Source organism: Azospirillum argentinense (genome assembly GCF_000632475.1).
Classification (GTDB): domain Bacteria; phylum Pseudomonadota; class Alphaproteobacteria; order Azospirillales; family Azospirillaceae; genus Azospirillum; species Azospirillum baldaniorum.
Genome location: NZ_CP007793.1, coordinates 3006363 through 3019129, shown reverse-complemented (window position 1 = coordinate 3019129; position 12767 = coordinate 3006363). Strand labels below are relative to the sequence as shown.

Here is a 12767-nt window from a genome sequence, read left to right as displayed (position 1 = left end):
CTCCTGATGCAATCGCGGATCACGCGATCTGGGCGTCGCGGCTGCGCCGCTCGTAATGCTTGGAATACTTGTTGGTGATCAGGTCGGTCTTCACCACGATCGACACGTCGGTGGTGTTGAACTGGTGATCGATCACCGCGCCGTCGCCGATGAAGCCGCCCAGCCGCAGATAGCCCTTGATCAGCGGCGGCAGAACGGTCAGCGCGCGCTTCGGATCGATCTGCTCGCGGGGCATCAGATCCATGCCGATATAGCGTTCCGGCAGCGCCACCGGGCGCAGCTCCTCGGGGGCCAGATGGAAATGATGAAGATAGGCGAGCGGCTCGGCCATCGCCACCGGATCGGTGCCCGGCAGGCTGGCGCAGCCGAACATCACCGCGATGTCGTGGTGGAAGACATAGGCCGCGATGCCGCGCCACAGCAGCTGCATGCTGCTGCCGCGCGTGCGGTAGGCGGCGTCGACGCAGGACCGTCCCAGCTCTAGGATCTCCCCCGGATAGCTGAGCAGCCTCCCGATGTCGTACTCGTCGCTGGAATAGAAGCGCCCGGCCTTCGCCGCCGCCGGGCGGCGGATCAGCCGGTAGGTGCCGACCACGGAGTCCGGGCCGTCGCCGCGGGCGTGGTCGATAACCAGCAGATGATCGCAGATGGTGTCGAAATCGTCGAAGTCGCGATGGCGCGCGGCCATGTCCGGCGACGGCACCGCCGACATCTCCTCATAGAAGACGCGGTAGCGCAGCGCCTGCGCCCAATCGATCTCGGCGGCGCTTTCGGCCAGCCGCACTTCGAGGGAGCCCATGCGCAGATCCGAAGAGCTGCCCTGGTCCGTGCCTGTATCAGCCATACTCGACGCTTCGCTGGCGTTGTTCGGGTCGCGGCAACCGCCGGTTCTCCTTCCGGAGCCCGGTCGGGCACGGAACAGGGATAACACGAATGGCCGGTTGCCGGTCAACCGCGACGTGACGAACCCGTCCCCGGCAAGCCCGGACTCCGGGCAAGCCACAAGGTCCGGCCCCGGCGAACGGGGACGGCGGCAAGGCGGGACGGCAATGATCACGCGGGAAGGAAGAAAAGATCACATCCGGGCGATGGGGTTCCGGGGCGGACCGAACAGCGGCGGTCCGCCGGACACCAACGCGCAAGCCCGATGGATCTTAGGCCGCGCCGCGGCGGGCGCGGGTGCCGAGACCGATCTGCTTGGCCAGCGAGCTGCGCTGGCGGGCGTAGTTCGGGGCGACCATCGGATAGTCGGCCGGCAGGCCCCAGCGGTCGCGGTATTCCTCCGGCGACATGTCGTAGGCCGTCTTCAGATGGCGCTTCAGCATCTTCAGCTTCTTGCCATCCTCCAGGCATACAATGTAGTCGGGAGTGACGGACTTCTTGATGGGCACCGCGGGCTGCGGACGCTCCTCAGTCGCAACCGGCTCGGTCCCGACATTCGCGAGTGACTTGTACACCTGCTCAATCAGCGTCGGAAGATCGCCGAGAGCGACTGTATTGTTCGAGACATGCGCCGCCACGATCTCCGTGGTCAGAGACAACAGCGCGTTGGAAGGGTTACCATTGCTCATGTAAGCTTGCTCCGCAGCTTGGCGTTCCTCTCCATATAAAGAGGTTTGTGGCCGCGTGCAATATCCATCCTTTGCTCTTAAAGAGGAAGCAGTGTACGAAAAAAAATCTCCGGATTTGTTTTTGGACATCACCAGCGAGGTGTGCCCGTTAACCTTCGTCAAGACCAAGTTGTCGGTGGAGCGCATGGCGGCCGGGCAGACGCTTGAAGTCCGGCTGAACGCTGGCGAACCCTTGGAGAATGTACCCCGATCCTTAGCCGAACTGGGTCACTCCATTCTCGCCGTAACGCCCGAAAATCCGGATGAGCCGGACGGGGTGCACCGTTTGTGGATTCAGAAAGGTTAAGGTTTATTTGTCGGTGTACGAATACCGCAACACCAGGGCGGCAACCCTTCCGTCCGCCCTGCGGTAATAGCCGGGACGACGGCCAACGGCAAAGAAACCACAAGATTTATACAGGGATTGCGCCATACCATTGTCTTCGGCGACTTCAAGGAACAGCGCCGTGGCGCCCAGCGCCCGGGCGCCGTCCAGCGCCGCCGCGACCAGCCGCCGCCCGGTGCCCTGCCCCCGCGCGTCGGCCCGGACGCCGACGGCGATGATCTCGCCATCCTCCGCGGCCACCCGCGCCAGCAGGAAGCCGACCGGATCGTCGCCCTCCGCGCCCTCCCGCAAGGCCAGCGCGGCGAAGAAGCCGGGCTGGCCGATCAGGCTGGCGACCGCCTCGCCGCTCCAGGGATCGTCGGGAAAGCAGACTTGCTGCAAGGCCGCGATCACCGCGGCGTCGGCAAGGCCGGCGGCCTGAAGCCGCACCGGATGGGACGTCCGGGGGCTGGACAGCTCGGGCGGGGCCGCCGTCATGCCGTCTTCCGCGGCAGGGAGACGTCGGGCGCGCGCAGATAGAAGGGCTGGGCCGGCAGACCGACCTCCCGCCGGGCGCCCAGGGCGGCGACCACGGCGGCATCGGGCGTGCCCGGCCCGGCGGCGAAAATGGTGTCGGCACGCCCTTCCAGAAGCGGGCGCAGCGCGGCCGCCCCGTCCCCGGCGATCAGCAATGGCACGGCACCGGCTTCACCGGCGAGCAATCCGTCCAGCCAGCCCGGCACCGCGGCGGGCTCCAGCATCGCCGGTTCGCCGAACGGCGTCAGGTCCGGGTGGAAGAGTTGCAGGAACGGCTCGCTGCGGCGGGAATCCACGGCAACCAGCACCGCGCGGCCGTCCCGCTCCGCGTCCGGCAACCCATGAACGACCGCGTCGAAGCTGGTGATCCCGACCACCGGCAGCCCGGCGGCCAGGGCGAAGCCGCGCGCCGCCGCCAGCGCGATGCGCAGGCCGGTGAAGGCACCCGGCCCGACGGTCACGGCGATGCGGTCCAGCGCGTCGAAGGCGCAGCCGGCCTCCGTCATCACCGCTTGCGCCAGGGGCACCAGCGCTTCCGCCTGCCCACGCGCCATCGGCTCGCGCCGCCGCACGGTGACGGCGCCGTCGTCCCACAGCGCGGCGGAACAGCCAGAGGTCGCCGTGTCCAGTCCCAGAACTCTCATCGCCTCACACGCGTCGTCAGATCCGCCATCTTCAAAGCCCCACTTCAAGCCTGGGTCAAGAGCGTGATAGACAGCCCCGACCTTCCCTGACGGCATGGATCATGCTCACACCCATCGCACCACCGGACTTCGACGTCGACATCGAGCTGCTGTACGCCACGCCGGACAACCTGACCGGGGTCCCCATCTACCGGCACCCGCATTGCCTGCTGCACCCCGACGCGGCGGCGGCGCTGCGCGCGGCGATCCGGCTGGCCCGCGGCATCGGCTGCCGGTTGCGGCTGTACGATGCCTTCCGCCCGGTCGAGGCGCAATGGGCCTTGTGGCGGGCGCTGCCCAATCCGTCCTACATCGCCGATCCGTCGAGCGGCTCCACCCATTCCCGCGGCGTCGCGGTGGATCTGACGCTGGCCGACGGCTCCGGGCGCCCGCTGGACATGGGCACCGGCTTCGACGACATGACCGAGCAGTCCCACCATGGCCGCACCGACCTGACCACGGAGCAGCAGCGCAACCGCGCCGCCCTTCTCGGCGTCATGACGGCGGCGGGCTGGCGGCATTACAGCTGCGAGTGGTGGCACTATCAACTGCCGGACGAGCAGCGCTACCCCCTGCTGACCGACGCGGCCCTGGGCGGGCTGATGATGGGCTGATCCCTGTCGATCCGGCCCCTGGCGATCCGGCTGCGGGCACCGGCTCCGCGGCCGGACGCCATAAGGCCTAGTGTCATAGGGGTTGTTGCAAGGCTGCATCACGAAAGCACGCGAAGCACAGAGTATGTGTTGCGGACTTGTTCCCGGCGGCGTGCCTGTGCCACACCAGCCGTGGCGCAGCCCGGACCCTCGTCCGGCCGCGCGACCGTTCCGGACCCACGACAGGCCGCCATGCCGTTCCGCCGCGCCGCCACCCTCTTCGCCGTGGCCGCCGCCTGGGCCTTCCAGGCCCTGGCGGGAAGCCCCGGCGTTGCGGCAGACGGAACCGCGAACACCGCCGTCGTCTTCGCCTACGACCGGTTCGGCGAGGACCAGACCCCGTCCATCAGCATCCGGATCGACCAGTTCGAAGCCCATCTGGACGAGCTTCAGGACGGCGACTATCAGGTCCTGCCCCTGCCCCGCATCCTGGACGCGCTGCGCAGCGGCGCGCCGCTGCCCGACCGGGCGGTGGCGATCACCATCGACGAGGCCAGCCGCTCCGCCTTCCGCGAGGCGTGGCCGCGGCTGAAGGCAGCGGGTCTTCCCTTCACCCTGTTCGTGGCGACCGACGCCATCGACCGCGGGTCGCCCGCCCACATGAGCTGGGCGGAGGTGCGGCAGCTCGCCGCCGCCGGGGTCACGCTCGGTGGGCTCGGCGCCTCCACCCAGTCGCTGGTGTCCCGCCCCGCCGAGGAGGTGAAGGCGGAGCTGCGCCGCATGGCCGACCGGCTGCAGGCGGAGACCGGCCAGCGCCCCACCCTGTTCGCCTACCCGCAGGGCGAGGTGTCGTCGGCGCTGCGGACCATCGTGACGGAGCAGGGCTTCGCCGCCGCCTTCGGCCAGCAGTCGGGCGTCCTGCACCCGCAGGCCGACCGGGCGACCCTGCCCCGCTTCGTGATGAACGAGAGTTTCGGCAGCGTCGACCGCTTCCGGCTGGCCGCCAACGCGCTGCCGCTGCCGGTGACCGACCTGACGCCCGACGATCCACTGCTGACCGTCAACCCGCCGTCGATCGGCTTCACCGTGTCGGACGAGATCGGCGACATCGCGCGGCTGGCCTGCTTCGCCGCCGGCCAGGGCCGGACGGCGCTGGAGCGCGTGACGGAGGACCGGGTGGAGGTGCGCATCCGCGACCCCTTCCCGCCGGGCCGCACGCGCGTGAACTGCACCCTGCCCGCCCCCGAGGGACGATGGCGCTGGCTGGGCATGCAGTTCGTCGTTCCGGAATAAAACGGCCGGAATAAAACGGCCGGAGTAAGCGGAGAGACACGCCGGCGGGCGCGGCCTGTGCCGGCCACGCCCGTCCGGTGGACGCCGTCAGCGGACGGCGCGAACCTCGACCACCTCGGGGATGTAGTGGCGCAGCATGTTCTCGATGCCGGCCTTCAGCGTGGCGGTGGAGCTGGGGCAGCCGGAGCAGGCCCCCTTCATCTCCAGATACACCACGCCTTCCTCGAAGCCGTAGAAGGTGATGTCGCCGCCGTCCTGGGCCACCGCGGGACGCACGCGGGTGTCCAGCAGTTCCTTGATCTGGGTGACGATCTCGTCGTCGTCCGCGCTGGTGGCGTGGCCGTCTCCGGCCGCCTCTTCCAGAAGCACCGGGCGGTTGGCGGTGAAATGCTCCATGATGACGCCGAGGATCGACGGCTTCAGCAGGAACCACTCCTTGTCGCCGGCCTTGGTGATGGTCACGAAGTCGGCGCCCAGGAACACGCCCTGGACCCCGTCGATCTCGAACAGCCGCTGGGCCAGCGGCGAAGCGGCGGCACCATCGCGGGACGGGAAGTCCGCGGTGCCGCGTCCGAGCACGTCACGCCCCGGCAGGAACTTGAGAGTCGCCGGGTTGGGCGTCTGCTCGGTCTGAATGAACATGGTGATATCCTCCATCGGCGCCGAACAACACTGGCGGCGTAGGCGAAACTTGGGCAGAATCCGCCGACAGATCAAGCATCGCATCTTTATGGTTATCGATCCGTGAGCATGGCACCGCCCGTGGCCACCGCACCGGCAACCCCCTCGGCCATCCCTGGGGCCCCATCCATCGACGACGCCGCGCGGGAGGTCGTCGAATGGCTGTTGCTCGAAGGCCGGCACGCCCCCGGCTTCGAGCCGATGATGGACCGGTTCTGCCGGCGACTGATGGCGTCCGGCGTCCCGCTGCTGCGCGCGGTCTGCGCCCTGCCCCTGCTGCACCCGCAGATCCGCACCATCGCCTTCTTCTGGCGCCGCAACGCCGAGCAGGTGGAGATCGCCACCCGCGCCCACGGCACCGAGACCAGCGACGAATATCTGACCAGCCCCTTCGCCACCCTGATCGAGGACGGCGCCGACGGCTTGCGCTACCGGCTGGAGCAGATGGAGCCGCCCTACCCATACCCGGTCTTCGCCGAGCTGAAAGCGCAGGGGGCGACGGACTATGTCGCCATGACCGTGCTGTTCGCCGGGGGACGGCGCAACGTGCTGAGCTTCACCACCGACCGGCCCGGCGGCTTCTCCACCGCCGATCTGGCGCTGGTCGACGCCGTGCTGCCGGCGCTGGGCGCGGTGCTGGAGACGCTGGCGCTGCGGCGGCTGGCGACGACGGTGCTGGACACCTATGTCGGCCACCGCACCGGCGCGCGCATCCTGTCCGGCGACATCCGCCGCGGCACCGGCGCCAACGTCCGCGCCGTGCTGTGGTACTGCGACCTGCGCGGCTTCACCTCGCTGGCCGACCGGCTGCCGCGCGAGGAGCTGATCGCCCTGCTGAACGGCTATTTCGAGATCATGGGCGGCGCCGTGGAGAGCCGCGGCGGCGAGATCATGAAGTTCATCGGCGACGCCATGCTGGCCATCTTCCCGCTGGAGGAGAGCGACCCGACCGGGGCCGCCGCCTGCACCAAGGCGCTGGACGCCGCGCAGGAGGCCCTGACCGACATGGCCGCCCGCAACGCCGAACGCTCCGCCTGGGGCCAGCCGACCCTGCGCTGCGGCATCGCGCTGCACATGGGCGAGGTCATGTACGGCAACATCGGCTCCGCCAACCGGCTGGACTTCACCGTCATCGGCCCGGCGGTCAATCTTGTCAGCCGGATCGAGGGGCTGTGCAGCCGCCTGGAGCGCAACGTCCTGACCTCCGCCGAGGTGGCCGAGGCCTGCGCCAGCCGTCTCGTCTCGGTCGGCTGGCACCCGGTGAAGGGGCTGAACGACCCGATCGAGGTCTATGGGCTGAAGGAGAAGACAGGGACCAATGAAGGGACCAATGAATAGGGCGCTGCAACGAACCCCCGGTCGCCGGCCTTGAGCGGTCGCGATCCCTCCCCCGCCCGCCCGTCCCTCCACTCCTTCGCGCTGGCCGCCGCCGCCTTCTCGGCGGGCTGGTCGCTGATGATGATGGAAATCCTCGGCGGACGGCTGATGGCGCCGCATTTCGGCTACTCGGTCTATCAGTGGGGCGCCGTCATCGGCGTGGTGATGACCTTCATGGCCGCCGGCTACTGGACCGGCGGGCAGCTCGGCGACGGGCCGAAGGCGGTGCCGGCGCTGCGCGCCGCCCTGCTGGCCGGGGTCGCCGCGGCGGCGCTGACGCCCTGGCTGGGCAAGCCGATGCTGGCCGACGCCGCGGGCCGCTTCAACGCGGTCGAGGGGTCGGTCGTCGGGGCGGCGCTGATCCTCGGGCTGCCGTCCTTCGCGCTGGCCATGGTGTCGCCGATCTGCGCGGGCTTGAGCAGCCTGACCGGTGCGGCGGCGGCGGGGCGGATCTACGCGGTCGGCACGCTGGGCAGCATCGGCGGCACCTTCTTCGCCTCCTTCTACGCGATCCCGCAGGTCGGGGTGTCGGCGGGCTACGCGCTGGCGGCGGTCCTGCCGGCGCTCGCCTGCCTGTTCGTTCCGGGTGGGAAACGGGTGGCCGCCGCCGCGGCCTTGGCGGTTCCCCTGGCCTGGGCCGCCGGCCATGGCGAGGGGCAGGGCTTCGCCCTTTACCGCGAGACGCCGCACAACACGATCATGGTGCAGGAGGACGCCGAGCAGATCCGCCTGCATCTGAACGTGGCCTGGGCGACCCAGTCGCGGCTGCGCAAGGACGGCGGCCCGACCGGCCTCTATTACGACCTGTTCGCCGCCGTTCCGGCCCTGGGAAACGGCACGCGCGTCCTGGTGCTGGGGCTGGCCGGCGGGGCCGCCGCCAAGGAGATCCTCGACAGCTGGCCCGGCGCCGACATCCTGGGGGTTGAGCTGGACCCCGCGGTGGTCGAGGTGGCGCGCGAGAGGTTCGGCCTGCGGCCCGAGGTGCGCGTCGCCGTGGAGGACGCCCGCCGCCACGTCGAGCGGTCGCCGGAGCAGCACGACGTGGTGATCGTCGATCTCTATTCAACCGCGCTGATCCCCTTCTTCACGGCGACCAGGGAGTTCTTCGCGGCGGTGGAGCGGCGGGTGGCGCCGGGCGGCGTGCTGGTCATGAACGTCGCCTCTCCCATGGACCGCGACGCTCTGGTCGGGCCGCTGGCGGCGACGCAGGGGGCGGTCTTCCCGTCGGTGTACGTCGCCGACGCCGGGCGCGGGAACTATCTGCTGATCGCCACGAAGGAGGAGCGTACGCTCGAGGAGCTGAGCGTACGCCTGCGCGCCGCTCCGCCGGGTGCGGCGTACGCCGCCTCGCGCATCCTGGAGACGCTGGCCCCCGCCGAACTGGCCGGCCACCCGGTGCTGACCGACGACCGGTCCGACATCGACCAGCGCAGCCTCACCGCTCTCTACGGCCGGTGAGATGCCTCAGGTTGAGACGCCTTAGGTGATGGCGTCCAGCGCGTCGATGCCGATGCCGCCCGGCACGATGGTCAGCGGAATGCGCATCTTCGCAAGGCCGCGGTTGGTGAAGTAGGAGATCAGCGGCCCCGGCCCTTCCGGTTCGACGCCGGCGGCCAGCACGAGGATGGAGATGCTCGGCTCCTCGTCGATCAGGGCCAGCACCTCGTCGCGGCGGTTGCCTTCGCGCACGTACAGGGCCGGCAGGGTGCCGGTCAGGCGGTTGACGTCGCGGGCCAGCTTCTGCAGCTTCTGCTCCGCCTCCGCGCGCTGCTCCTCGCGCATCAGGTTCTCCAGGGCCAGCCACTGCTGCACCTCGCCCGGCTCGATGACGTAGAGCAGCGCCACCTTGCCCCCCGACTTGCGGGCGCGCAGGCAGGCGTAGCGCAGGGCGAGCTGAAGCTCCGGGCTCTCGTCCACCACGACCAGGAAGATGCGGACCGGCGGCTTGGCCGTAACCTCCGGTTCGGAAACGGCCGGATCGGACGCAGTCGGAATGGACGCAATCGGATCGGACATGGGTCACACCCTCCGGAAGATGGCGCCGGCCAGCCAGCCGGCGGCGATGGCGCCAATCACCGCGGCAACACCGTAAATCATCGGCTGGTTGCGCGCAAAGTCGTAGATTTCCGCGCTGAAGCCGACCTTGGACACCACCAGCGGCGTGGTCTGGGCGCTGACCACCTCGCCGTCGCGGATCAGCAGCGCTTCCACATTGTACAGGCCCGTCGGCACGTTGGCCGGGAAATAGATGTTGGTCCGGAACAGCCGCTCGCCGAGAAAGGCCACCTGCCCCAGCGTGATGCCGTAGAGCCCGGCCCGCTGCTTGTTGCGGATCAGGGCGGAGCGGAACAGGGCGAGCTGGTCCGGAGCCAGCTGCTCGCGCGGGCCGAGCTGGAGGTTGGGCAGGCCGATCTGGTGGCGCTCCAGCACCGGACGGCCGACGAACTGGTCCAGCGGGCGGTTCGTCGCGACCATGTAGTAACCGGGCACCTGCTCGAACCGCACGCTGCGCGCGTTGATCCAGATGCCGGCGATGCGCTCCTTGCGGCGCACCGTGACCGGGGTGCGCGGGCCGGTCACCACGATGGCGACGTCGCCCGCCCCGTCGGTGGTGCCGAACAGCACGACCTCCGTCCCGGTGAAGCCGGTGGTGATGGCGATCAGGTGGCTGGACAGGTCGGCGACGAGCTGCTGCGCCCACACCGTGGCGGCGAGGAACACCCCCGCCAGAAGCCCCACCACCCCGCCGGCGATCCGGACGGACCACAGCCGCCCGGTGCCCTTGCGGACAGCGCTCACGACATCCTCGTCGAGATGGTGAAGACGTCGTTCGGCTCGACCACCAGATCGAAAGCGAGCTTCAGCGCCACCGCGACGACCAGCGAGGCCAGCAGAAGGCGCGCCTGCTCGCCGCGCAGCCGGCCGCCGGCCTTGGTGCCGAACTGCGCGCCGACCACCCCGCCGATCAGCAGCAGCAGCGCCAGCATCACGTCCACCGTCTGGTTGGTCGCCGCCTGGAGCAGCGTCGCCATGGCCGTGGTGAAGATGATCTGGAACAGCGAGGTGCCGGCCACGAGACCGGTCGGCATGTTCAGCAGATAGATCATCGCCGGCACCAGCATGAAGCCGCCGCCGATGCCCATGATCGCCACCAGCATCCCGCCGACCGCCCCAATCCCGGCCGGCAGCAGGGCGGAGATGTAGAGCTTGGAGCGCTGGAACCGCATCTTCAGCGGCAGGCCGTGCAGCCACATGTGGCGGTGCAGCTTGCCCCGCTTGGCGGTGGGGGCGCGGCGGCGGATCAGCGCGCGGCTGGCCTCCACCATCATCATCGTGCCGATGGTGCCGAGGAAGAAGACGTAGGACAGCGTGATCGCCGCGTCGATCTGGCCGATCCGCTGCAATATGGAGAAGATCCAGACGCCGACCACCGTGCCGACCATGCCGCCCAGCAGCATGACGACGCCGAGCTTGACGTCCACGTTGCCGCGCCGCCAGTGGGCGAGCACGCCCGAGACGCTGGCGGCGACGAGCTGGTTGGCCTGGGTGCCCACCGCGATGGCGGGCGGAACGCCGATGAAGATCAGCAGCGGCGTCATCAGGAAGCCGCCGCCCACCCCGAACATGCCGGACAGAAAGCCGACGAGCCCCCCCATGCCGAGCACGAGCAGGGCGTTGACCGACATCTCGGCGATCGGCAGATAGACTTGCATGGGGGCGGAGCCGGCGGACGGGAAGGTCCGCCAGCTTATACCTCACAGGCCGTCTTGCGGCAATCAGGCCGGAACGCCTGCATCCTTCAGCAGATCCGGCAACAGATCGGCCAGCACGACGTCCGGGCGGGCGCCGACATGGCTGATGATCTCCGCAGCGGCCAGCGCGCCGATGCGGCCGCACACCGCCGGGGCCATCCCGCGGGTGAAACCGTAGAGGAAGCCGGCGGCGTAGAGGTCGCCGGCCCCCGTGGTGTCGACCACGCGGGCGACCGGAGCGGCCGGGATCTCGACCACCGCGCCGCCGGAGACGATGACGGCGCCCTTCTCGCTGCGCGTCAGGGCGGCGGTCTTGCCGAGACGCTTCACCGCTTCCAGCGCGTCCTCGAAGCGGTCGGTCTTGTAGAGGGCGGTGATCTCATGCTCGTTGGCGAACAGGATGTCGACATGGCCCTCGACGAGGTCCAGGAACTCCGCGTGGTGGCGGTGGACGCAGAAGCTGTCGGACAGCGAGAGCGACACCTTGCGCCCGGCGCCGTGGGCGGCGGACGCCGCCTTGCGGAAGGCCTCCTTGGCGCGGGGCGGGTCCCACAGATAGCCTTCCAGGTAGGTGACCTGCGAGTTGGCGATCAGCGCCTCGTCGATGTCCTCCGGCCCCAGCTCCACGCAGGCGCCGAGGAAGGTGTTCATGGAACGCTGGGCGTCCGGCGTCACCAGGATCAGGCAGCGCGCCGTCGGGGCGCCGCCATGGCCGGCCGCCGTCTCGAAATGCACGCCGGCGGCGCGGATGTCGTGGCGGAAGACCTGGCCGAGCTGGTCGCCGTGGACCTTGCCGATGTAGGCGCCTTTGCCGCCCAGCGAGGCGATGCCGGCCATGGTGTTGCCGGCGGAGCCGCCCGACACCTCGATGCCCGGACCCATGCGGCCGTACAGCTCCTCGGCGCGGGCGGCGTCGATCAGCGTCATGGCCCCCTTCTCGATGCCGTTGGCCGTGAGAAAGGCGTCGTCGGCATGGGCAATCACGTCGACGATGGCGTTGCCGATGCCGGTGACGTCGAATTCGGCCGTGGCCATGGGCGCTCCTTGAGCTGCTGGTGAAATGCGGTGTCTGGACCGCGAAGGAAAACCGGGCGCGAGTATAGCGGTCCGCCTTCACATCTCAAGCGCGGCGCAAGGCCCCCTGGAATGGAACGGCCCGCCGTCGTAGATAAGCGTCGCTTGGCCGCAACGGCCCTATCGTAGAGAGAGTCCGGATGATCCGCGCCCTGCTTCTCGCCATCGGACAGCTTTCCGACCCGGCGTCCCGCCGCGTCGTGTGGATCGGCGTGCTGTCCGCCATCGCGGCCTTCGCCCTGTTGGCCGGGGCCGTGTGGTGGGCGCTGTTCCACACGGCGCTGACCGGCTACGCCTGGGTGGACGGGGTTCTGGACGTGCTGGGCGGGCTGGCCGTGCTGGTGCTGGCCTGGGTGCTGTTTCCCGCCACGGTCGGCATGGTGTCCAGCTTCTTCCTGGACGAGGTGGTGCAGGCGGTGGAGCGTCGCCACTATCCCCAGTTGCCGCCACCCCGCCAGACCGGCCTTGGCGAAGAACTGCTGACCGCGCTGCGCTTTTTCGCCATCGTCCTGCTGGTCAATCTGTTCGCCCTGCCCCTGTATCTGATGGTGCCGGGGTTGAACCTGCTGATCTTCTACACCGCCAACGGCTATCTTCTCGGCCGCGAATATTTCGAGATGGTGGCGATCCGGCGGATGGGACGGAAGGAGGCGGGGTTTCTGCGGCGCTCCAATCCGTTGAAACCATTTTTGGCTGGTGCGGTAATTGCCTTTCTTTCGACAATTCCTTTCGTCAACCTGCTGGTGCCGGTGATCGCGAGCGCCTTCATGGTCCACATCTACCATTCCATGACGGGGTCCATGACCGGCCTTTCCCGCCGGGAAGGGCCGTGACGGACCGCG

15 protein-coding genes are annotated in these 12767 nt (G+C 69.3%); 6 read left to right on the top strand and 9 right to left on the bottom strand.

Annotated features, from left to right (window positions below; genetic code table 11):
- Window positions 1-19: 19 nt before the first annotated feature.
- The gene (locus ABAZ39_RS14065) at window positions 20-844 is read right to left on the bottom strand and encodes a GNAT family N-acetyltransferase (protein WP_014238865.1); all 825 of its coding nucleotides are present in this window, start codon (window positions 842-844) and stop codon (window positions 20-22) included.
- A gap of 310 nt (window positions 845-1154) precedes the next feature.
- Window positions 1155-1571 (bottom strand): Ros/MucR family transcriptional regulator, encoded by a 417-nt coding sequence (locus ABAZ39_RS14060; RefSeq protein WP_014238866.1) that lies wholly within the window; start codon window positions 1569-1571, stop codon window positions 1155-1157.
- A 55-nt stretch (window positions 1572-1626) separates the two neighbouring features.
- Here ABAZ39_RS14060 and ABAZ39_RS14055 point away from each other — a divergent pair, with 55 nt between their 5' ends.
- The gene (locus ABAZ39_RS14055; protein WP_014238868.1) at window positions 1627-1917 is read left to right on the top strand and encodes a sulfurtransferase TusA family protein; all 291 of its coding nucleotides are present in this window, start codon (window positions 1627-1629) and stop codon (window positions 1915-1917) included.
- Window positions 1918-1920: 3 nt separating this feature from the next.
- Here ABAZ39_RS14055 and ABAZ39_RS14050 read toward each other — a convergent pair whose 3' ends face one another.
- Together ABAZ39_RS14050 and tsaB are read right to left on the bottom strand one after the other, a co-directional pair.
- Window positions 1921-2433: a GNAT family N-acetyltransferase gene (locus ABAZ39_RS14050; RefSeq protein ID WP_051658034.1), complete on the bottom strand. Its 513-nt coding sequence runs from the start codon at window positions 2431-2433 to the stop codon at window positions 1921-1923.
- Window positions 2430-3116 carry a tRNA (adenosine(37)-N6)-threonylcarbamoyltransferase complex dimerization subunit type 1 TsaB gene (gene tsaB, locus ABAZ39_RS14045; RefSeq protein WP_038530287.1) on the bottom strand — a complete coding sequence of 229 codons (687 nt, stop codon included), beginning with the start codon at window positions 3114-3116 and terminating at the stop codon, window positions 2430-2432. Before tsaB ends, ABAZ39_RS14050 begins: the two co-directional genes overlap by 4 nt.
- 101 nt (window positions 3117-3217) lie before the next feature.
- On the opposite strand from tsaB, the gene ddpX reads away from it, so the two are divergent.
- Window positions 3218-3769: a D-alanyl-D-alanine dipeptidase gene (gene ddpX / locus ABAZ39_RS14040; RefSeq protein ID WP_038530284.1), complete on the top strand. Its 552-nt coding sequence runs from the start codon at window positions 3218-3220 to the stop codon at window positions 3767-3769.
- Between the two features lie 231 nt (window positions 3770-4000).
- Window positions 4001-5041 carry a polysaccharide deacetylase family protein gene (locus ABAZ39_RS14035; protein ID WP_038530280.1) on the top strand — a complete coding sequence of 347 codons (1041 nt, stop codon included), beginning with the start codon at window positions 4001-4003 and terminating at the stop codon, window positions 5039-5041.
- Window positions 5042-5128: 87 nt separating this feature from the next.
- Here the strand turns inward: ABAZ39_RS14035 and ABAZ39_RS14030 are convergent, their stop codons facing one another.
- Complete coding sequence (locus ABAZ39_RS14030; RefSeq protein WP_038530278.1) at window positions 5129-5683, bottom strand: NifU family protein; 555 nt, start codon at window positions 5681-5683, stop codon at window positions 5129-5131.
- A 108-nt stretch (window positions 5684-5791) separates the two neighbouring features.
- Between ABAZ39_RS14030 and ABAZ39_RS14025 the strand changes: the two genes are divergently transcribed.
- Both ABAZ39_RS14025 and ABAZ39_RS14020 read left to right on the top strand, forming a co-directional pair.
- Window positions 5792-7060, top strand: a complete 1269-nt coding sequence (locus tag ABAZ39_RS14025) for an adenylate/guanylate cyclase domain-containing protein (protein ID WP_038530276.1) — start codon at window positions 5792-5794, stop codon at window positions 7058-7060.
- A gap of 30 nt (window positions 7061-7090) precedes the next feature.
- Window positions 7091-8557: a fused MFS/spermidine synthase gene (locus ABAZ39_RS14020; protein ID WP_038530274.1), complete on the top strand. Its 1467-nt coding sequence runs from the start codon at window positions 7091-7093 to the stop codon at window positions 8555-8557.
- A 21-nt stretch (window positions 8558-8578) separates the two neighbouring features.
- On the opposite strand, the gene ABAZ39_RS14015 is transcribed toward ABAZ39_RS14020, so the two are convergent.
- The 4 genes from ABAZ39_RS14015 to ABAZ39_RS14000 all read right to left on the bottom strand — a co-directional run bounded on the left by ABAZ39_RS14015 (window position 8579) and on the right by ABAZ39_RS14000 (window position 11886).
- Complete coding sequence (locus ABAZ39_RS14015) at window positions 8579-9115, bottom strand: universal stress protein (RefSeq protein WP_038530273.1); 537 nt, start codon at window positions 9113-9115, stop codon at window positions 8579-8581.
- A gap of 3 nt (window positions 9116-9118) precedes the next feature.
- A complete protein-coding gene (locus ABAZ39_RS14010; protein WP_038530271.1) occupies window positions 9119-9898 on the bottom strand; it encodes a TIGR02186 family protein in 780 nt (259 codons plus the stop codon).
- The gene (locus ABAZ39_RS14005; protein ID WP_014238878.1) at window positions 9895-10812 is read right to left on the bottom strand and encodes a sulfite exporter TauE/SafE family protein; all 918 of its coding nucleotides are present in this window, start codon (window positions 10810-10812) and stop codon (window positions 9895-9897) included. Before ABAZ39_RS14005 ends, ABAZ39_RS14010 begins: the two co-directional genes overlap by 4 nt.
- Before the next feature lie 63 nt (window positions 10813-10875).
- Complete coding sequence (locus ABAZ39_RS14000) at window positions 10876-11886, bottom strand: adenosine kinase (protein ID WP_038530269.1); 1011 nt, start codon at window positions 11884-11886, stop codon at window positions 10876-10878.
- 179 nt (window positions 11887-12065) lie between these two features.
- Between ABAZ39_RS14000 and ABAZ39_RS13995 the strand changes: the two genes are divergently transcribed.
- Entirely contained in the window at window positions 12066-12758 is a 693-nt protein-coding gene (locus tag ABAZ39_RS13995; protein ID WP_038530267.1) for an EI24 domain-containing protein, read from the top strand.
- The last annotated feature ends 9 nt before the right edge of the window (window positions 12759-12767 follow it).